This is a genomic window from Pantanalinema rosaneae CENA516 (genome assembly GCF_050753385.1).
Taxonomy (GTDB): Bacteria; Cyanobacteriota; Cyanobacteriia; order Leptolyngbyales; family Leptolyngbyaceae; genus Pantanalinema; species Pantanalinema rosaneae.
In genome coordinates, this window is sequence record NZ_JBLZFZ010000056.1 from 25,643 (window position 1) to 45,328 (window position 19,686).

At 49.3% G+C, this 19,686-nt stretch carries 17 protein-coding genes; 11 read left to right on the forward strand and 6 right to left on the reverse strand.

Going from position 1 to position 19,686, the window contains the following annotated elements:
• The first annotated feature begins 73 nt into the window (after nucleotides 1–73).
• From ACN4EK_RS25240 to hemC, 5 genes are all read left to right on the forward strand, one after another.
• Nucleotides 74–574 (forward strand): DUF2243 domain-containing protein, encoded by a 501-nt coding sequence (locus tag ACN4EK_RS25240; protein ID WP_431661044.1) that lies wholly within the window; start codon nucleotides 74–76, stop codon nucleotides 572–574.
• Nucleotides 575–956: 382 nt separating this feature from the next.
• Nucleotides 957–1,982, forward strand: a complete 1,026-nt coding sequence (locus tag ACN4EK_RS25245) for an SDR family oxidoreductase (RefSeq protein ID WP_431661045.1) — start codon at nucleotides 957–959, stop codon at nucleotides 1,980–1,982.
• A 118-nt stretch (nucleotides 1,983–2,100) separates the two neighbouring features.
• Entirely contained in the window at nucleotides 2,101–2,244 is a 144-nt protein-coding gene (locus tag ACN4EK_RS25250) for a hypothetical protein (RefSeq protein ID WP_431661046.1), read from the forward strand.
• 415 nt (nucleotides 2,245–2,659) lie between these two features.
• Nucleotides 2,660–5,062: an ATP-binding protein gene (locus ACN4EK_RS25255; RefSeq protein WP_431661047.1), complete on the forward strand. Its 2,403-nt coding sequence runs from the start codon at nucleotides 2,660–2,662 to the stop codon at nucleotides 5,060–5,062.
• A 101-nt stretch (nucleotides 5,063–5,163) separates the two neighbouring features.
• Nucleotides 5,164–6,138, forward strand: coding sequence for a hydroxymethylbilane synthase (hemC, locus tag ACN4EK_RS25260; RefSeq protein WP_431661048.1), 975 nt, complete (start codon nucleotides 5,164–5,166; stop codon nucleotides 6,136–6,138).
• Between the two features lie 316 nt (nucleotides 6,139–6,454).
• Here hemC and ACN4EK_RS25265 read toward each other — a convergent pair whose 3' ends face one another.
• The 3 genes from ACN4EK_RS25265 to ACN4EK_RS25275 all read right to left on the reverse strand — a co-directional run bounded on the left by ACN4EK_RS25265 (nucleotide 6,455) and on the right by ACN4EK_RS25275 (nucleotide 10,971).
• Entirely contained in the window at nucleotides 6,455–7,438 is a 984-nt protein-coding gene (locus ACN4EK_RS25265; protein ID WP_431661049.1) for an RNA polymerase sigma factor, RpoD/SigA family, read from the reverse strand.
• A 787-nt stretch (nucleotides 7,439–8,225) separates the two neighbouring features.
• Nucleotides 8,226–9,950 (reverse strand): helicase HerA domain-containing protein, encoded by a 1,725-nt coding sequence (locus ACN4EK_RS25270; RefSeq protein WP_431661050.1) that lies wholly within the window; start codon nucleotides 9,948–9,950, stop codon nucleotides 8,226–8,228.
• Between the two features lie 244 nt (nucleotides 9,951–10,194).
• On the reverse strand, nucleotides 10,195–10,971 hold the full coding sequence (locus tag ACN4EK_RS25275; RefSeq protein WP_431661051.1) for a glutathione S-transferase family protein: 777 nt from the start codon (nucleotides 10,969–10,971) through the stop codon (nucleotides 10,195–10,197).
• Between the two features lie 326 nt (nucleotides 10,972–11,297).
• Here ACN4EK_RS25275 and ACN4EK_RS25280 point away from each other — a divergent pair, with 326 nt between their 5' ends.
• Nucleotides 11,298–12,464 carry a hypothetical protein gene (locus tag ACN4EK_RS25280; protein ID WP_431661052.1) on the forward strand — a complete coding sequence of 389 codons (1,167 nt, stop codon included), beginning with the start codon at nucleotides 11,298–11,300 and terminating at the stop codon, nucleotides 12,462–12,464.
• 202 nt (nucleotides 12,465–12,666) lie between these two features.
• Complete coding sequence (locus ACN4EK_RS25285; RefSeq protein WP_431661053.1) at nucleotides 12,667–12,930, forward strand: MoaD/ThiS family protein; 264 nt, start codon at nucleotides 12,667–12,669, stop codon at nucleotides 12,928–12,930.
• Nucleotides 12,931–12,951: 21 nt separating this feature from the next.
• Here the strand turns inward: ACN4EK_RS25285 and ACN4EK_RS25290 are convergent, their stop codons facing one another.
• Nucleotides 12,952–13,338 carry a nuclear transport factor 2 family protein gene (locus ACN4EK_RS25290; RefSeq protein WP_431661054.1) on the reverse strand — a complete coding sequence of 129 codons (387 nt, stop codon included), beginning with the start codon at nucleotides 13,336–13,338 and terminating at the stop codon, nucleotides 12,952–12,954.
• Nucleotides 13,339–13,470: 132 nt separating this feature from the next.
• Between ACN4EK_RS25290 and hemB the strand changes: the two genes are divergently transcribed.
• Complete coding sequence (gene hemB / locus ACN4EK_RS25295) at nucleotides 13,471–14,454, forward strand: porphobilinogen synthase (protein WP_431661055.1); 984 nt, start codon at nucleotides 13,471–13,473, stop codon at nucleotides 14,452–14,454.
• 101 nt (nucleotides 14,455–14,555) lie between these two features.
• Here the strand turns inward: hemB and gmk are convergent, their stop codons facing one another.
• Complete coding sequence (gene gmk, locus ACN4EK_RS25300) at nucleotides 14,556–15,113, reverse strand: guanylate kinase (protein ID WP_431661056.1); 558 nt, start codon at nucleotides 15,111–15,113, stop codon at nucleotides 14,556–14,558.
• 79 nt (nucleotides 15,114–15,192) lie between these two features.
• A complete protein-coding gene (gene remA / locus ACN4EK_RS25305; protein ID WP_431661057.1) occupies nucleotides 15,193–15,456 on the reverse strand; it encodes an extracellular matrix/biofilm regulator RemA in 264 nt (87 codons plus the stop codon).
• A gap of 253 nt (nucleotides 15,457–15,709) precedes the next feature.
• Between remA and ACN4EK_RS25310 the strand changes: the two genes are divergently transcribed.
• The 3 genes from ACN4EK_RS25310 (at nucleotide 15,710) to ACN4EK_RS25320 (ending at nucleotide 19,621) form a co-directional block, all read left to right on the forward strand.
• The gene (locus tag ACN4EK_RS25310) at nucleotides 15,710–17,452 is read left to right on the forward strand and encodes an Rqc2 family fibronectin-binding protein (protein WP_431661058.1); all 1,743 of its coding nucleotides are present in this window, start codon (nucleotides 15,710–15,712) and stop codon (nucleotides 17,450–17,452) included.
• 287 nt (nucleotides 17,453–17,739) lie between these two features.
• Complete coding sequence (locus ACN4EK_RS25315) at nucleotides 17,740–18,753, forward strand: metal ABC transporter solute-binding protein, Zn/Mn family (RefSeq protein ID WP_431661059.1); 1,014 nt, start codon at nucleotides 17,740–17,742, stop codon at nucleotides 18,751–18,753.
• Between the two features lie 58 nt (nucleotides 18,754–18,811).
• On the forward strand, nucleotides 18,812–19,621 hold the full coding sequence (locus tag ACN4EK_RS25320) for a metal ABC transporter ATP-binding protein (protein ID WP_431661060.1): 810 nt from the start codon (nucleotides 18,812–18,814) through the stop codon (nucleotides 19,619–19,621).
• The last annotated feature ends 65 nt before the right edge of the window (nucleotides 19,622–19,686 follow it).

Here is a 19,686-nt window from a genome sequence, read left to right on the forward strand (position 1 = left end):
AGTTGATTCACCCATATAGTGTTTGGACACTAATTTTGCGATCAATAATTGATCCTATCTAATTAAAATTGCCATGACGCAATCAGTAACGTCTTCTACTTCAACGTCAGTGATCAACCGTCGTCCTTTAATCACCGCCGGAATTGTTTTAGGGTGTGGGCAAGCTGGTTTCTTTGATGGCATTATTTTTCATCAGCTTCTGCAATGGCATCACATGTTTTCCAATATCAAATCCGATGCAACTGTAGCAGGTTTAGAACTGAATACGTTAGGAGATGGGCTATTCCATTTATTTGATTGGAGTATGACCTTATTGGGAATTTTTCTGCTCTGGCGAGCGGCTAAACAAACCCAGGTTCTATCTGCGGCGACCTTTATCGGTTCATTAATGATTGGATTTGGATTATTTAATTGTTTGGAAGGGTTAATTGATCACCAGATTCTCGGCATTCACCATGTACGATCGGGAACCTATACGCTAATTTACGACCTGTCATATTTAGGCATCAGTGGCTTAATTGCTTTAATTGGTTGGGTAATTTTGCAATCCGACCAACGCAAAACTTCAGCCTAAGCGATCGCAATTTATTGGGCTTCATATCAAACTTCATGTCCCTAAATCGGTCATTAGGGGTTTTAGTTGATCAAGAGGATGTTTGAAAAGTCAAAATCCTGACCTGAGCTTGCCCCCTAGCCCCCCAATTCTGGGGGGAACCGGATTCAAAGTTCCCTAGAATATAGCCTAACGGCATCATAGAAAGGGGGATTTAGGAGGCAAGTGCAATCACTTTGATACTTTCAAAACGTCCTCATAAGTATCAATATTGGCAATCCGGCTGTTTAGCAAAGCCATTCCTTAGGCAGAAGCACCCCCCAAACACGATCGTTACGCTTGGTAAAGAGCTTAATAGTTCTGTTCCAGTTTTTCCTACCGATCGCTGTTTTAAGGAGAGTCCATGCAGTTGAAGCCGCTCAATCAGCAAGTTGTGGCAATTGTTGGCGCTTCCAGTGGCATTGGACGCGAAACAGCTTTGCAATTGGCTAAACGTGGAGCTAAATTAGTCGTTTCTGCCCGAAGCGAATCAGGTTTAGCGTCTTTAGTTGAAACGATTCAGGAGTGGGGTGGAGAGGCGATCGCCGTGGTCGCAGACGTTGCCAAATTTGAGCAAGTCAAAGCGATCGCAGACAAAGCTGTAGCAACCTATGGACGCTTAGATACCTGGGTACATTTATCTGCCACCAGCGTATTTTCGACCTTTGCTGAAATTACACCAGAAGAATTTCACCGAGTCGTTGATGTCACATTAATGGGTCAGGTGTATGGAGCGATGGCAGCCTTACCTTACCTGAAACAACAGGGCGGCGCGTTAATTCATGTGTCCTCAATGGAAGGGCGACGAGCCTTACCGTTACAAAGTCCTTACTCAACAGCAAAACATGGCATTGAAGGGTTTCTAGAATCAATCCGAGTTGAACTAAAACATGAACAGGTTCCTGTTAGTGTTACTAGCATTAAACCCAGCGTGATTAACACTCCGTTTTACAACAATGGGTTAACAAAACTTGGGGTTAAACCAACTGGAATTCCACCTTATTACGACCCTAAATTAGTCGCAAAAGCAATTCTTTATACGGCGGAACATCCTACCCGCGATTTTATTGTTGGTGATGTCGGCAGGGTATTAGATATTGTCCAACGCATTTCCCCATCTTTAGTTGATGCGATTCTGTTATGGGTTGGGTTTCCGTTACAGCATACCAATCAACCAAAAACGGCTGATGATCCCCATAATTTGTATGAACCTGTGCCTCTAAACGATCGCGTTGATGGAGATTTTAGCCATTTAGTCATTCCCAGTTTAACCGATTGGTTCGATCGCAATCCTTTCGTTAAAGGTGTAGCGATCGCCGGGATGGCTGTTAGCGCGATCGCGTTAGCCCAATGGGCAACTCACTTTTTTCCGGGTGAAGGACAGTTCTAAACCTTTAAACCGTTCACTGAAGCCGTGTTTCGCGCCTCTTAAACTGAACTCTGCCGTAAGTTAGAGGCTGAATTAATCGATCTCTGACAGGATGAAGAAAAATCTGTTTGGCAGGCTTATGTATCAAAATCTTAATCAAAAAGCCATCCTCGATCGCCTGATTAAACAACCGATTGATTATCAAGCTGGAACAAAACAGGTAGCTTGTGATCTCGATCGCCAGGACAGTGCGTTTGTCTTTCCTCCAAAGACGCAGCGCTAAACACCAAACTACTCTTCAGTTTCACTTAACTCTCCTAAGCAAGCGGCAAACCAAATTGTTAGGACAATCACAGAAAGTGTCAGCATAGAACTAAAGCAACATTGCATTGCTGAATCAACAACGAAGTAACTTTATTACAATCGTTTGAACACAATGCTTCATCCTTCTGGTGAAATAGCGACCGATTCCCCTTTTGGCGGAATTAAATTTGGTGATTTGTACTACTTTTTATATTGGCATGTCATTGGTCGATCGTCATTCGTCATTCGGATAGGACGATTTACTAATGACCAACGACCAATTCACGATTTAGTTCAACGGATAAATAGGGCATGCTAAAGCCAGATAACGGGGTTGCCTCAGCCTGAGATGACTGACCTCTACCCGTTGCATGTCCTATCGCTATTATTGCCCTATGGCTGCTGCCAGTCGGTTTCGCCCCCTCTCCCTACCTTCAACCCTGGTGGTGCTATTTTTCCTGCAAACCCTGGGAATTGCTGGATTTGCAGTATGGTTGTCACTACGGAATGGGCAAATAGCTGTCAATCAACTGGCAGCACGGTTATGTCAAGAGATTAGCGATCGCACTCAACTGAAACTTCAGTCCTACCTGGCGACACCTCATCAAATCAATCAAATGAATGCTGAGGCTGTCCAAACAGGTGAATTAGATCTAACCAATGTCCGAGCCTTAGAACAACGATTTTGGAACCAGGTTCGTACCTTTAATTCCGTCAGTGAAATCTACTATGGTAATGAGCAAAATGGCGGTTATGTGCTGGTCGGACGACAGGACAATGGCAGCCTAGTGATCGAAGCCACAGATCACTTTCGTCAAGGCAATTACAAAACCTATACCACGAATCAACAGGGCCAACGGCAGCAGGTAATGGGCTCAGTGCCAAACTATGATCCCCGCTTCCGTCCCTGGTATATTTCTGCGACTTGGGCACGACAACCCACCTGGAGCCAGGTTTTTACATTATTTGAGCAAACCGACCTGAGTATTTCTGCCACCCACCCGGTCTATAGCCAAACAGGCAAGCTCCAAGGAGTATTCGCCACTGGGTTAGTGCTCTCCCAACTCTCTACTTTTCTCACTGGGTTAAACGTGAGTCAGGCAGGAGAGTCATTTATTATGGAAAATTCTGGATTACTCATCGCGTCCTCTGCCGATCGCCAACCTTTTCTAGTCAGTCATAATCAGCAGCAAATTCAGCGGTTATCAGTATTTGGTAGCTCTTCACCGTTGATTCGCGCCAGTGCTCAAAAACTTCTGGAGCGCTTCCATCGCTTTAGTTTAATTAATCACACCCAGCAACTCAGTTTTGTCTCAGACGGACAACAACAGTACCTGCAAGTTACCCGCCTCCGGGATCAATACGGCTTGAACTGGCTCATGGTCGTTGTCATTCCCGAAACCGAATTTACCGCGCAAATTACCACCAATACGAACTTAACGATCGCCCTAAGTGTAATTGCCCTGCTGGTTTCGCTGCTATTGGGATCGCTGACGATTCGCTACATGTCCTGGCAATCCGACAAACAAAATCTAGAAAGTCAGGTACAGGAACGGACGGCTCAACTCCGACGAGCACTGCATTTTGAGGCATTGTTGCAACGCATTACAGAAAAAGTTCGCGATAGTTTGGATGAAGACCAAATCTTGCAAACCGCCGTTCAAGAGTTGGCGATCGGCTTAGAAATTGATCTCTGTGACGCAGCAATTTATAACCTGGAGCAGCAAACGTTAACGATCTGCTATGAGTTCATCCGGCAACATCATCTGAACTCCTCAAAACACATTACGATTCCGCTTAGCAACATGCCAGAGATTCACCAAACGATGCTGCGAGGTGAGTTGATCCAGTTCTGTCCTTTACCGCAGGTTCTGGTGAGTGAACGTGACCCCTACCAGAAATTTATTGTGTTAGCCTGCCCCTTAAAAACCGATCAGCAGGTCGTTGGTAATCTGTGGTTATTCAAATCTGAACCAGAGCCCTATGATGACCAGGAAATTCGGTTAGCGCATCAGGTTGCCAACCAATGTGCGATCGCGTTGCGGCAGTCGCGCCTGTATCAAGCCACGCAAGCCCAGGTGAATCAACTGGAAGCCTTGAACCGCTTAAAGGATGACTTTCTCAGTAGCGTGTCTCACGAACTCCGGACTCCCATGTCTAATATCAAAATGGCAACTCAGATGTTGGATATTGTGCTGAAGCGAGACAGCGAGCTTGCTCAACCCGCTGCGATTAACCGATATATGCAAATCCTCAAGGAGGAATGCCAGCGAGAAATTAATTTAATTAATGATCTGCTAGACCTCTCGCGGCTAGAAGCCAATAGTGACCCAGTCACCTGGTCATCCCTGGATTTAGCCATCTGGCTACCTCAATTGCTCCGTCCGTTTCTGGAACGGGCTCAAGTTCAGCACCAGCAGTTGCAGTTAGCGATCGCCGCCAACCTGCCACCCTTCAAGACCGAAACATCCAGCCTGGAGCGCATCTTCACCGAATTGCTCAATAATGCCTGCAAATACACTCCGGCTGGCGGCACAATTACCCTCAGTGCCACCCTGCTCACACCCAACTTGCTCCAAATTCGGGTCAGCAACTCCGGCATCGAAATTGCGGCTGACCAACTACCCAAAATCTTCGATCGCTTCTATCGCATCCCCCATCACGATCCCTGGAAACATGGAGGAACTGGCTTAGGGCTGGCATTAGTCCAACGGCTAATCACCCGTCTAGGCGCAACCATCCGAGCTGAAAGTGGCAGTGGAGAGGTCGCCTTTATTCTCCAATTCCCCTTTGCTTAATTATCTGTAATGTTTCTCACCACCGGATGACGGGCGATCGAGGGACACACTAGGGTAATGTGGAAAAAGTGACTTCTAAAGCCAATTTGAATTTCTGATATATGGCCACCGCATCCCCCGTTTCCAGTCCTGCCCGTACCATTCGCATTGGTTCCCGCAAAAGCCAACTTGCCTTGGTGCAAACCGAGTGGGTGCAGGCTGAACTTCAAAAGGCATTTCCCGATCGCACGTTTGAAGTCCATACCATGAGTACCCAGGGCGACAAAATTCTTGACGTTGCTTTGGCAAAAATCGGCGACAAAGGACTGTTTACCAAAGAATTAGAAGTGGGGATGATTAATGGCGACATTGATTTCGCTGTCCATTCCCTCAAAGATCTGCCGACTCGCTTACCTGAGGGCTTAGTGCTAGGTTGCGTCACCGAACGCGAAAATCCGGCTGATGCCTTAGTCGTGCATGAACAGCACAAAGACAAACAGCTAGAAACCCTGCCAGAAGGAGCCGTAATTGGTACTTCTTCGCTGCGGCGGTTAGCCCAACTGCGCCACCACTACCCCCATCTCAGCTTTAAGGATGTCCGTGGCAATCTCAATACCCGCCTAAGCAAGCTGGATGCTGGGGAATACGATGCCTTGATTCTGGCGGTTGCTGGATTACATCGCTTAGGCATGGGCGATCGCATTCACCAGGTCATCCCGGCGGAAGTGTCCCTCCATGCCGTTGGGCAGGGGGCGTTAGGCATTGAGTGTCGCGGCGATGATACGGAAGTATTGGAACTGCTGAAAGCACTGCAACATCAACCGACCGCCGATCGTTGCTATGCCGAACGAGCCTTCCTGCGAGAACTCGAAGGGGGCTGTCAGGTTCCGATCGGGGTCAACACCGTTCTGGATGGCGATCAACTCACCTTAACGGGCATCGTTGCCAGTCTGGATGGTCAACAGGTTGTGAAAGATAGCCTGACGGGAGCCGCGAGCGAGGCTGAACGCTTAGGTACAGAACTGGCTCAACGGCTGCGCCAGCAAGGGGCACAAACCATTCTGGACAATATTATTGCTACGCTCGATCGGCAGTAAGGATCACGAACTGAATTAGGTCATTTCCAAAAGAATTTATACCCACATATTGTAGGGGTTTGGCATTCGGTCAACAGTCTTTCCAATTGGGCAGAGATGATCTGCCGAATGCTAAACCCGTACAGGGGTAGTATCTTTCTCAAAAATCTCCTAAGTTCGCTGATTGTACGGGCAGGTTTAGCGGATGAATTTACATCCCCTGAAAGATTCTGGGCAAAACCCGCCCCTAGCGAATGTTCGGTAAAAAAGCGGTAGACCAGAAATCATTCTGAATCTACCGCTTTTTTAGTGAATCAATACTAGCTGTAACAGCAAGTTAGCTAGCCAGGTACTCTCGTACATTCGCCTTGCGACGACGCAGGCTATCCAACGCTTGCCGCTCTAACTGCCGTACCCGCTCCCGGCTGAGATTTAGGCGTTCGCCCACCTTCGCCAGCGACAGTTCATGGCCATCGTCTAACCCATAGCGCAGGGTCAGGACTTGGCGCTGTTGCGGAGTTAGATCCGCCATCAAAGTAGCGAGATCCTGACGGAGGGATTCCTGAGCCATGTAATGCTCTGGAGAAGGTCCTTCGTCCTCTAGCAAATCTTGCAGTTCCGTGTCTTGATTATCACCGACCCGCAGATCCAGCGAGACAGGTTGCCGGGATAGAGTCAAGAACTCGCGGATTTGAGCCGGTTCTAACTCCAACTCAGCCGCGATCTCCGCCGCCGTGGCACTACGACCCAGCTTTTGGGCGAGTTCCCGTTGGGTTTTCTTGATCTTGTTCAGCTTTTCGGTGATATGAATCGGCAGGCGGATGGTGCGAGCTTGCTGGGCGATCGCCCGCGTAATCGCTTGCCGAATCCACCAGTAAGCATAGGTTGAGAACTTGTAGCCGCGAGTCGGATCAAACTTTTCGACTCCTCGCTCCAATCCCATCGTGCCTTCTTGAATCAGATCGAGAAATTCTAGATTCCGCTTTTGATACTTCTTGGCGATCGACACCACCAGGCGCAGATTCGCTTCAATCATTTTCTGCTTAGCACGCTGACCTTTCCGCATAATGTCTTTCAGGTCAGTTTCACTGAGATGAGTATGTTCGGCTAGCTCTTGCTCAGTCGGTTCATGAGCTAGCGTTTTGGCAAGGGCAGTTTTCTTTTCTTGCAATGCCATCATTTGCTGCACCTGCTTCCCATAAACAATCTCTTGTTCATGGGTCAGCATCGGTACGCGACCAATTTCGTGTAGATAGGTGCGAACCATATCTGCCGTGAAGGTAGACTTAGGCGCTTTAGAGGTTGTGCTGGCAGTGGTCATGGATGCGCAAACTCCGTAAAACAAGGAACAGGGAAGACTTGACTGGCGTGAAAGGAAACTTTAACCGGGAGCGGCTCTGCTCCACAGAATCGCTCGGAATGGGTAATGTGAGGTCGGGAAATGCTCAGTAATAGGGGGACTCAATTCTATAAGCGCTGAACCCACGCTTTAACAGTGACGACGCGATCGGTTAGTAGAAAGCTAAAGAACTCAAATAAGCCAAAAGAACAACACCAATGAGACAGATCAAGGGGCGCAACTGACCTCTACATTCACTCTAACTCGGAATCGTTATGAGTTCATACTCTAATGGTATACCACATTATAGACGGAGAGAAAGGATTTTAGTTTCATCCTTTGGGATGAATCAAGTGGGTGATCTTCAGTTGGGATAGCAGAGACTACTGCTGGCTATGTTGCAATCATGATCACTCGGTCACAAGACTGGGGCTACGCTTCACTCCGTATATCTTCTATAGTGCCTGGATAATCTCAGTCTGAACAGTCTCAGATGAGATGAGATAACCGAACTTTTTGGGCGGTTCTGCCAATACATGATTGCAACCCTCCAGCTAGATTGGACGTTAACGTAACCGTTCTCAAATTGGGCGTGGGCTGACTAGAGTGTTCTGGGGTTAAGTAAACGTTGATTGTTGTCGCTCTAGCCTGGAATCCCGCTATCTGTACGAAGCTAATTGATCAATATCACTCCGGTGTGAAGGTTGTACGACTGTAATATGTCAGTCGATCGGGTGAGGCAAGCAGGTAAAAATCGTAGTATGGCGATCTAGAATCCCAAGTCCGCTTTAGCCGCTTTAGCCGCCTGCAAGACTAGAGCATCCGGCAGTTCCTCCCAGGCGGTATCGCCAACCTCGGCATAGAACGTTTCATCGTAAGCCCGTGTACGCACGACAACCGGCATCGGGACAGCATGCCCCAGCAATAACGCTTGCTGCTTCGAGTCCAATTTTGCTAACACCGATCGCAAACTTTGCGCTCCTGAAACCCCAGTAAAAATGGCATCAATATCCTTTTCATCATTCAGCAGCGCTGTAATCCGAGTCCCAATTTGAGACATAACCTCGTTATCAATGCCTGAAGGTCGTTGATCGACGACTAACAGAGTCACGAAGTATTTCCGCATTTCCCGCGCGATCGTGCCAAAAATCGTTTGTCCCACAGTGGCAGGATCCAGAAAACGGTGGGCTTCTTCGATCGTCACGACTAATTGCCGGGGGCGATCGCTAACATTCTTTGTTTGCAAAAACTTTTCGGCTTTTAAGACATAACTGGCATGAATGCGACGAGCAATAATATTAGTCGCCAACATGTAGGACAGTAGATTCGATTGCGAACCAAACTCAATCACCACATGCTTTCCCGCATCTAGAGAATCCAGAATTTGCCCCACATAGTTTTGAGTGCAGGTATTCCGGATATATTTCAAATCATCTAAGCGGGTCAGCTTGCGTTGCAATGCCATAATCGACGACTTACTGCCCATCTTGGTTTCGCAAAACTCCTGAATTTCCCCATTCCCCATCGATAGCAGGCGAGTAATCCACGCTTTGCCAAACTCATTCCGCAGAATAATCGCGTTTTCCAAACTAGCTTCTGACAGGTTTAACTCCCCCCGCACGAGCGCCAAATCTTCTACCTCAATCTGGTCATAGCTAATATAAAGTTCCTGGGCATCCCGGACTCCCCGCCGTCGAGTGGAGTCTGGATCAAGGGTATAGATCTGCACCTGTCCCGGAAATAACTGCCGCAAGCCTTTGACGGTACTAAATTGCTTGCCTTCTCGCGCCGCTTCCCAACCATACTCCGAATGCATGTCAAAAATTAGATTGACGGCGGCTTGCTTCCGAATAATGCCAGACAACAGCAAGCGGGTGAGAAACGATTTTCCCGTCCCCGATTTACCAAATACCCCATTACTCCGTTCTACGAATCGATCGAGATCCAGACAAACGGGGACATCCATATCGATCGGTTGCCCGATGGCAAAATTCCGCCGTTGCGGATCATCTTCCCAACCAAATACCGCCCGGAAATCCCATTCGCTGGCATCGTACACCTGGCTGAAGTGACTGGGAATCGTTTTCACCGGCAGAAGATCGATCGCGGCACTCGATTGAGCTTGATAGGAGGCAGCTTTACTGGTTGTAGCCGCCTCGGTTCGCGGTTGTGGCGGTGGTTGCTCACCTCGATCAGGTTCCGGAGTCATCATCAGCATTGGGGTCAGATTGACTGTGCCAAAGGTGCCCGTCCCCGCTAAAACTTCTTGTAGAAACGTATTGGTTGGATCAGGAGGATTGGCTAGAATCCGCGAACTTGCCGTTCCCAGCGCCACATCGGTCAACATGCAGAAGAAGCGCGATCGTCGCCCCTGCACCACCACAAACTTGCCCACCCGCATGTCTTCCACCGAAACATCCGGATGCAGCCGGACTTCTAAGCCCTGACTGAGAGAACCTTGAATTACGGAGCCAAGCGGTTGCTCTAACGTCATGCGATCCGACAAAGAAATGTAGCAGCGATCGTACTGGAGTTCTCCCAATAATACAATAGTTCTATAAGAGAATTAATACGGACGTTCTGCTAACTTTCATCGCTTAAGATTCGAGATCGGGAGAATCGCAAATTTTTGAAAGGGCAGGGTTGCTGAAACTCCTGTAATCAATTGATGAGATCACGGCTCAACCTGCCCCTACTTAATTATTTTTGCTCAGTGGTCATCAACCATTAATCAATAACTACTCGATGTTGATCGAGGTTGGCCCAGAGCCACCACTATTGGTCGTCGTTAGGGGTTTGCGGTAATCGGCATATAGCTGATCTCGCCAGGAGAAAAAGGGTTCAAACGTGCCCACATCGGCAATGCCAGGTAAGCCTTTACCTTTAAGGGATTCCGGAATATTCAGGTAGTTACCTGTTGGGAATTTCAGGTACATGGATAATCCGGCAACAGCGAAATCTGCCAGCGTCGGCTGATCGGTAATCAAATAGGGTTGGTGCATCAAGATAAAGCAAAGAGCGGTCAGATTGTGCTCGATCGCAGATTTGGCATCTTTGACCATGCCACCCAATCCCAGAGAACTGAACAGATCACCGGGAACCGCACCAACTAATGTTTTCAGCAGATCAGGAGTCGTGCTGGGCAGTACCGAGGTACGCAAACTGGGATCCTGTCCCATTGCCGTAATCAGACATTTACGAACATTGATACCAAAAATCTCATCTGCCCATTGTTCCATCAGCAAGCACTGCCCCCGTAACTTGGGATCACTGGGGATCACGGGTTTATCCGGATACTGCTTGTCCAAATATTCTGCGATCGCCGTGGAATCGGGAATAATTTCGTTGCCATCTTTAAGCACAGGCACTTGCCGATGCCCCGACATCCGCACTAGTTCCAATTGACCAATTCCCGGTGTCACTTCAATCTTGCGGTAGGTCAATCCTTTGTAATCCAGAATTAACCGTACCTTCTCCACATAGTGGGACATCTCAAATTGATATAGTTCCAGCACAGTTAATCTCCTAGGTATGCAAGTAGCGATCGGGTAATGACCTAATCATGCAATTCCTATTGTGCAGGTTTAAGTAGACAATTGCATCTCGCTGTAGAACAGTCAGCGAAGTCTACGCCTCAGTAGGATAGCCAGATCAAACCAATGACAGAGAACGAAAACCTCAGATATTTCTAAACTTCAACAATATCAAATGCCTCATTTGAATTCAGAAACGAGATCTGTCTATCTAAGAAATAATTCTCAGCGTTACGTTTGCTTGAGAGAAGTATTTTTTCGCTAGATCGATTGAGGCTTTACTTATGCAGCAGTTAAAGGAGCTATCGATGCGTACAAAAACTAATCTAAATCTAGCTAAGAAAATGACCGCCTTCGTTAGTGTGGTTACTGCTAGCACCTTCCTGGGTCTACCGGCTCTGGCTCAGATGACAAACCCTGGCAACTCCGCCCAATCCGGTGGTAGCCAATATCCAGCAGACTGCGTACCTATGAGCAGTAACATGCAGTCTAGCTCGATGGCTGGACAAGCGCTACAGCCTTCGACTCAAAACTTCCCTAATCAGGCTGATCCTCGCAGCAATATTGATCAGGGTTCCTATGTCAGTGGCACCAATGGTTCAGTAATCAATCAGGGAGTTGGTGGTGGTGCTGGTGGTATGGGTGGTGAATACCCCAGCAGCATGAGTGGTACAACCCAAAACCTATCGATCGAGCAACAACGCCGCTTCTACAATGAAAGTGGTAATCGCAGACGAGCTACCAATTCATTTGAAATGGGGACCAATACCAGTGAAATGGGTACGTCAGCAAACACGGTGACGAATCCGACTAATCTGGGGACTCAAGCCAACACCTTCGATCGCCAACAAGGTTTCTACAACCAAAGCACCAGCTACGGCAGGGAATGGGGATATAGTCCCAATGGTTATCAGCAAGGCGGGGTTACCGGACATGAACATGCCTCTACCATTGGTGGTAACGTTCTAGCGTATGGTGGGGCAACGGCTGGTGGTCAAGCGCGGCAGATGGTAGAAGCCTCCCGACGGTTCGATAATCAAACGGGCTTTGGCATGACCGCCAACAATACTGGCTCTCGCTCTACGGGCTATACCAGTTCTAACCAGATGGGCAGCAGCATTCCCAACCAAACCAGTGCAGTAGGGAATCCCGCTAACCCTGCCACCTACGGCACCGACAATCGTCTGGCGGACACAGGAAGCTGTCCTCCGGGAATGATGCGTCGCAGCAGCCAGAATATCCCTGGGGTGCAACAACAACCGAACTACTCCAATCCCTCACTCCAACAACAGGATTCTAACGCCCCTGATTTCCGTAGCAATCAGCAAAATATGAATCGTCCGTCATCCGGGGTGAACAACATGCTGCCGAACCAAGCCGCTTCTGGTGTGCGGAATGATGTTGATCCCAACACCCAGGCTGTGCCGGGTCAAGGCGGTGCAGGTCGTTTAGAACAAAGCGGTACGGCTCAATAAGGCTTGAGGGCTGAGGTTTAATCATCCATTGATCCTGAAATCATTGCAACAATCATGGATGATGACCTGAGACGGCTGCTCTAAACCTTGTGGCATTGCAGATCAAAATAGGTAGATGGTCAACGGAGACTAGCGCTCCCATAAGCCGTCTACCTTTTATAGTGAGAGTTAAATTAGCTAATTTTTTTGGTTTGAGCAGGATATGGCTGAAGCAACGACGATCGCAGTCACAGTTAAGCTGTTTGCGGCTTATCAGGAGGTCTATGGAGTCCCAGAGTTACAGATGGACTTACCACCCGGAACTCCAGTGATGGCTGTGCGCGATCGCTTGATTGCCGAGCATCCCCAACTGGCAGAATGGCGAGATCTCACCCGCTTTGGGATTAATCTTCAATTTGTTGAACCCGATACAGTCTTGCAATCCGGCGATGAAGTAGTGTTAATTCCACCCGTGAGCGGCGGTTAAATGGCTGAAATTCAACTCCATTCAACTAATAATCGGGCTACCGTGGTGATGAACCAAATACCAGTTGCCCCCCATTAATTCAAACAAATTAGTCGCGATCGAGACTGCCCGTACTTGGCGACCTGCCGCTACCTGAAGCACAGTCTCCGTTAAGACAACATAAGCCAAATCCCCACTAATTTCTAGTCGCAAAATTTCGGTTTCAATCTCCAGATAGGCAGTCCCCCGAAAAATTTTCTCCCAGGACGATCGAATTGCCTCCCAGCCTCGCAAAGCATTGCGCCCCGGATGGATGCAGATACAATCTGTCCCATGCGACCAGATCGTAGTCATCGCCTCCAAGTCTTTTTTCTCAAAGGCTCGGTAAAAGGAGTGATTGATTGCCAGAACATCAGATTCAGCAGTCATAACTTTCTGCAACAGAACGTAATGTAAAGAGTGCGAAGACAGGCAACAGAACGTGGGAGACTTTTAAGAATCGAAACAATTTTGTTGTTTGCCGCAACGCGATCCTTGAAAATTCTCGCTTAGTTTAAGCCTATGTTTCCAGTTCATCGCCCACGTCGTCTCCGTACCCATCCTCAACTGCGCCGGATGGTGCGCGAAACCGTACTGACTACCAGCGACCTGATCTACCCGTTGTTTGCAGTACCGGGTGAAGCGATCGCGACTGAAGTGCGCTCCATGCCGGGGGTCTTCCAATTATCGATCGACAAAATCGTAGAAGAAGCCAAAGAAGTTTACGACCTCGGCATTCCCGCCATCATTTTGTTTGGGATTCCCGCCGATAAGGATACCGATGCCACGGGAGCATGGCATGACTGTGGCATTGTCCAGAAAGCGGCTACGGCGGTTAAAGAAGCGGTTCCTGACCTGATCGTGGTAGCTGATACCTGCCTGTGTGAATATACTTCCCACGGTCACTGTGGCTACTTGGAAGTCGGTGACTTAACCGGACGGGTGCTCAACGATCCCACGCTGGAGCTATTAAAGAAAACGGCCGTCTCCCAGGCAAAAGCCGGAGCGGATATCATTGCCCCGTCCGGCATGATGGATGGATTTGTCATGGCAATTCGGGAAGGCTTAGATGAAGCTGGTTTCCAGGATATCCCGATCCTGTCCTATGCCGCGAAGTATGCTTCTGCTTACTACGGACCCTTCCGGGATGCGGCAGAATCCACCCCTCAGTTTGGCGATCGCCGCACCTACCAAATGGATCCCGGCAATGGACGGGAAGCCCTGAAGGAAATTGCCCTGGACATTGCCGAAGGGGCAGATATGCTGATGGTGAAACCCGCGCTGGCATACATGGATATTATCTGGCGGGTGAAGGAAGCCACCAATCTCCCGGTTGCCGCCTACAACGTGTCTGGCGAATACGCCATGATCAAAGCCGCCGCTTTAAATGGCTGGATTGATGAGCAACGGGTGGTAATGGAAACCTTAACCAGCTTTAAGCGATCGGGGGCGGATCTGATCCTGACCTATCACGCGAAGGATGCGGCACGTTGGCTGAACGCTTAATCAAATTCTGAGCCGTTCATAGGGGCGAACCATACAGACAGTAATAGCTACAATGCTGTTTTAGCTGTACTTCTGAGCGATTCGCCCTGCCCTAATCGATATTAGCGAGCGGCTGTGGCAAACAATGCCGATTCAATCCGATCGAGGGCTTTGTCAAAATCATCGTTGACAATCTGAATATCAAATTCATTCGCCGCATCAATTTCTGCCTTAGCGCGGGCTAACCGACGGGTGATCGCATCCTCCGTATCCTGCCCCCGGTTGCGAATGCGGAATTCTAATTCGGGTAACGAGGGTGGCAAGATAAAAATCCGCAATGCCTCGGGATACGTTTGGCGAATTTGTCGCGCTCCCTCCAGTTCAATTTCTAAAATCACCCAATTGCCCTGGCTGATCTGAGCTTCTACCATGGCGCGGGGAGTGCCATAGAGGTTGCCAGCAAACTCTGCCCATTCCAGCAAATCCCCATTGGCGATCATCCGCTCAAAGGTATTCCGGCTGACAAAGTGGTAGCTCACTCCATCAATTTCCCCCGATCGGGGAGGGCGAGTGGTCGCTGATACGGAGACATACAGTTCGGGGTGACGGGCAAGTAACGCCCGAACGAGAGTGCCCTTCCCCACTCCACTCGGTCCTGTTAAAACCACTAATCTGCCCATAATTCCCACGGTTCCCAAACTAAAGACAATGATTTATTAATCATCTCTTAGGGTTTCCCCCCTGTATAGCGCTATTGGTCTAATCTTCTCCATGCGTATCCTTCGTGACGACAAAGCGATTCGCTACAGTTTCGGGTTGGATTGCGGATAGAATGACATGACCGGAATCCGTAATAATCACGGCTCGGGTGCGGCGACCATAGGTTGCATCAATCAATTGCTTGCTGTCCCTAGCATCCGTAATGATCCGCTTAATCGGAGCAGACTCGGGGCTAACAATGGCAACGACCCGACCGGCAGACACGATGTTGCCAAATCCAATATTAATCAGCTTGATATCCATAACGGCTGATGACGTAAATTAATGAGGAGTAACAGTGAGCGTTGATCGTTATAGGGAGCGACCTGCCCCTATCGCCAGTCCTTCAGACGCAAAGACTGGAAGTGAGTATTGCGATCGTAGTCTATAAAAATCGGGTCTAACAACCGAAACTTGAGAATCAAGCTGATTTTTTGCGATCTCAACGATCTTTTAACGCCTTTCTGGCATCTAACGCTGTCCTGAACTATTTTGAGCGATCTCGCCCCCTTCTACTGTGCAACCTGTTGATTTCACGACCTTAATGGCAATTTGTACCGACCTGCGAGCCCATTGGGTGCCCGCCCGGTTGGAGCAAGTCTATCAACGCGATCGCCATACCCTATATTTAGGTCTGCGTACCCTGGAACACCGGGGCTGGTTGTTAGTGTCCTGGCATCCCCAGGCTGCCCGATTATGTATTAGCCCACCACCGCCACGCACTCCGGATACCTTTACCTTCAGTCAACAACTGCGCCATCAAATTGGCAATTTAGCCTTGATTGCGATCGCGCCGATCGCCCCATGGGAACGGGTATTAGACCTCCAGTTTGGTCGTCGTCCGGGTGATCCGGCGTTATGGCATCTCTATCTTGAGATCATGGGCAAATACAGTAACGTGATTCTGGCAAACGCGGAGAATCAGATTGTTACTGCCGCTCATCAGGTGAGTAGTCAGCAGTCCAGTGTGCGTCCCATCCAAACGGGGCAGCCTTATGAAATTCCGCCTAAACTAACCGATCCGATTCCTAGTTTGAGCGAATCCTACGATCGCTGGCGGGAGCGGATTAGTCTTGTCCCCGGCACCCTACGGCGAAATTTAGTCAAAACCTATCGCGGTCTAAGTTCTGCTCTGGTGTTGTCGATGGTACAAATGGCTGAACTGGATCCAGATCGCCCCACAGATACCTTAACGATCGCCGAGTGGCAACGACTATTCCAGCGCTGGCAGGAATGGTTACAGATCATCGAAACGGGTAACTTCCAACCGGGATGGACAGATGCGGGATATACCGTAGTCGGGTGGCATGTCAGCCAACCAGTGACCAGCATCCAGGAAGCCATCGATCGCTACTACGCCGACCACCGCGATCGCCAGGAGTTTGTCCAACGGCGGCATCAGATCAGTCAAAAACTGCAAACGGTGCTGGAGAAACTGCGGCTAAAAGCCAATGGCTTCCACGATCGCTTGCAGCAATCCGATCAGGCAGACCGATCGCGGCAGCAAGCCGATCTACTGATGGCACACTTACACCTGTGGCAACCCGGCATGACCACGATCAACTTACCCGACTTTGCCACTGGAGAACCCGTCACGATTCCGCTCAATCCCGAGAAAAATGCGGTTCAGAATGCCCAGGCATTATATAAACGACATCAGAAGCTCAAACGAACCCGACAGGCGATCGAGCCATTGCTGGCAGAGGTGAATGCCGAAATCGAGTATTTAGAGCAAATTGAAGCGGAAATAGTGGAATTAAGCGATTACCAGACCGCCGAAGATCTACAAGTGTTGAGCGAAATCCGGGAAGAATTGATCCAGCAACGCTACCTGGATGATCCAGACTATCGAGGGAGTAGTGATAGCAAGTCAGCCGATGCCCAAAGCCAACCCTATCGCTATCACACACCGAATGGGCTAGAGGTTTTAGTCGGCCGGAACAACCGCCAGAACGATCAACTTACTTTTCGGATTGCGGGGGATTATGACCTCTGGTTTCATAGTCAAGAGATTTCCGGTAGCCATGTGTTACTGCGGTTTAATCCGGGAGACATACCGGACGAGAGCGATCGCCAGTTTGCGGCGAATCTAGCGGCTTACTACAGTCGTGCCCGTCAGAGTGAGCAAGTTCCGGTGGTGTATACAGAGCCTAAACATGTCTACAAACCCAAAGGGGCAAAACCGGGAATGACCGTCTACAAACATGAGCGCGTCATCTGGGGACATCCTCAACATGGTAGAGATTCTGTCAGGAAATGATGAAGTTTTGTCAAAAAAAGTTTGTGTATCTTGTTACAATACGTCCAGATGGGGGATTAATAACATAAGAAGCCCGCTGCATGTTTGGGAACGCGCAGATGGGGTTCCTCCACTGAGAGAACAACGTAGATATTTCGCTGACCAGCCGCAACGCTGGTCTTTTTGTTTTTCTAGTGACTTCCACCCGCCGGATGCAGCGATCGCCCTGCCATCGTTTAGAATAATACTCATTCTAAAATGAGAATGAGTCTCATCCTTAAAGTTTTCTACTGTTCCAGAAGCGTTCTATGCCTCACCCCACGTTGAATCGCCTTGTCGTCTCCCCGCTCCTGTCGGCATTGATGGTGGTAGGAGGCTGTGCTACCCCAACCGTTCCTCCCCCAAATCAAGCCAGTAATCCAGCTCAAATGGCGGCGGAAGCCAAAAAGTTACGGATCGTGACGACATTTCTGCCAGTTTATCTGTTTACTAAGGCAGTGGCAGGCGAGGCAGCCCAGGTCGAGATCTTGATTCCGCCAGGGACAGAGGTACATGACTATCAATCCACTCCCGCTGCCGTGACCACAATCGCCCAGGCAGATCTGGTAGTCAAAAATGGCTTAGGCATTGAAGAGTTTTTGGATAATACCCTCAAAAGTGCTGAGAACCAAAACCTAAAAGTGATCGATGCCAGTCAAGGGATTTCCACGCTTGGAGAGACATCCGCGATCGTGCAGCCGATTGGAGATGACCATGACCATGACCACTCGGACGACCAGCATACGAAGCAACAGGCTGGTCACACTCATGCCGAGGGCAACCCCCATGTCTGGCTCGATCCGGTATTCGCCCAAAAGCAGGTAGAGAATATTCGCGATGGCTTAATTGCGGCTGATCCCGCTAACCGAGACACCTATCAAGCCAATGCCACCGCCTATTTACAAAAACTAGCGGACTTAGATCGGCAATTTGCCCAGCGATTACAACCCTACCGCGATCGCAAGTTCATTACCTTCCATGATGCCTTTCCCTACCTGGCAAAACGCTATCAGCTTCAGCAGGTGGCAGTTGTCCAGATCCCAGACGATCAACTGTCTCCCCAGGATGTGCAACAGGTCGTGAAAACAGTTGAGCAATACAATATCAAAGCGATTTTTAGTGAGCCCGGTGTCGATAATCGCTTGGTAAGCAACCTATCTCAGGATTTGCAGTTAACCGTATATCCGCTCGATTCCCTGGAAGCCGGACAACTTGCCCCCGAATACTACTTCACGGTGATGCAAGCAAACCTGAAAAAGCTGGAAACCGCATTTCAGCAGTAGCTCGTTGTTGCCTCCAGTCCAGTCCTTTCCATCATCCATTCCTGCCTTGCCCGTCATCATGAGTTCAGAATCCGTCTTTCCCGATCGCGCTCCCCTCCCCTCTCACCCCGAGGCAATTCCGGTGGTTAACGTGCAACATTTAAGTGTGCGGCGGGGACAACACCTGATCCTGCAAGACGTTTCCTTTGAGTTGCTACCCGGTACGTCGGTGGCGATCGTCGGGCCGAACGGAGCAGGAAAAAGTACCTTAGTCCAGGCCATCTTAGGACTCCTCCCTCGCACAACCGGCACGATCGAAATTTTTGGTCGTCCCCTCGCTCGGTTAGGTCGCTTCCAGCCCCAGATCGGCTATATCCCGCAAAACCTGCTGTTCGATCGCAACTTTCCCATTTCCGTGGCTGAATTAGTCGGTTTAGGCTGGACTCCCCACCAGATCGCGCATCATCTGCCGTTTTTACCCAACCCCGAAAAAGCCGCTGCCATTCATACCGCCCTGCACCGAATGAACATCCTGCATCTGCGCCGACAAGCGATCGGCACTCTAAGTGGCGGCGAACTGAAACGGATGCTATTAGCCTATTGCCTGGTTTCCCCCCGTCGCTTGCTGGTGTTAGACGAAGCCTTTGCGGAAGTCGATGTGCATGGAGAAGCCGAGTTTCAGGAGTTACTCAAGCAACTCATGTGGGAAGAAGGCTGGACGGTGGTGCAGGTTTCCCATGATCTGGATATGGTCAGCCAGACCTGCAATCATGTGCTTTGCATTAATCGATCGCTGATCTGCTCCGGTTCTCCTGAGTATGCCCTCTCCCCGGATCATCTGTTAGCCACCTACGGTGCCAATTTCCGCCGCTACCACCACCATCATTAACCGTAATCCTGCCCTTAGCCTATTCCATCTCCCCCACCTCCCCCACCTGTCTCTTATACACATCT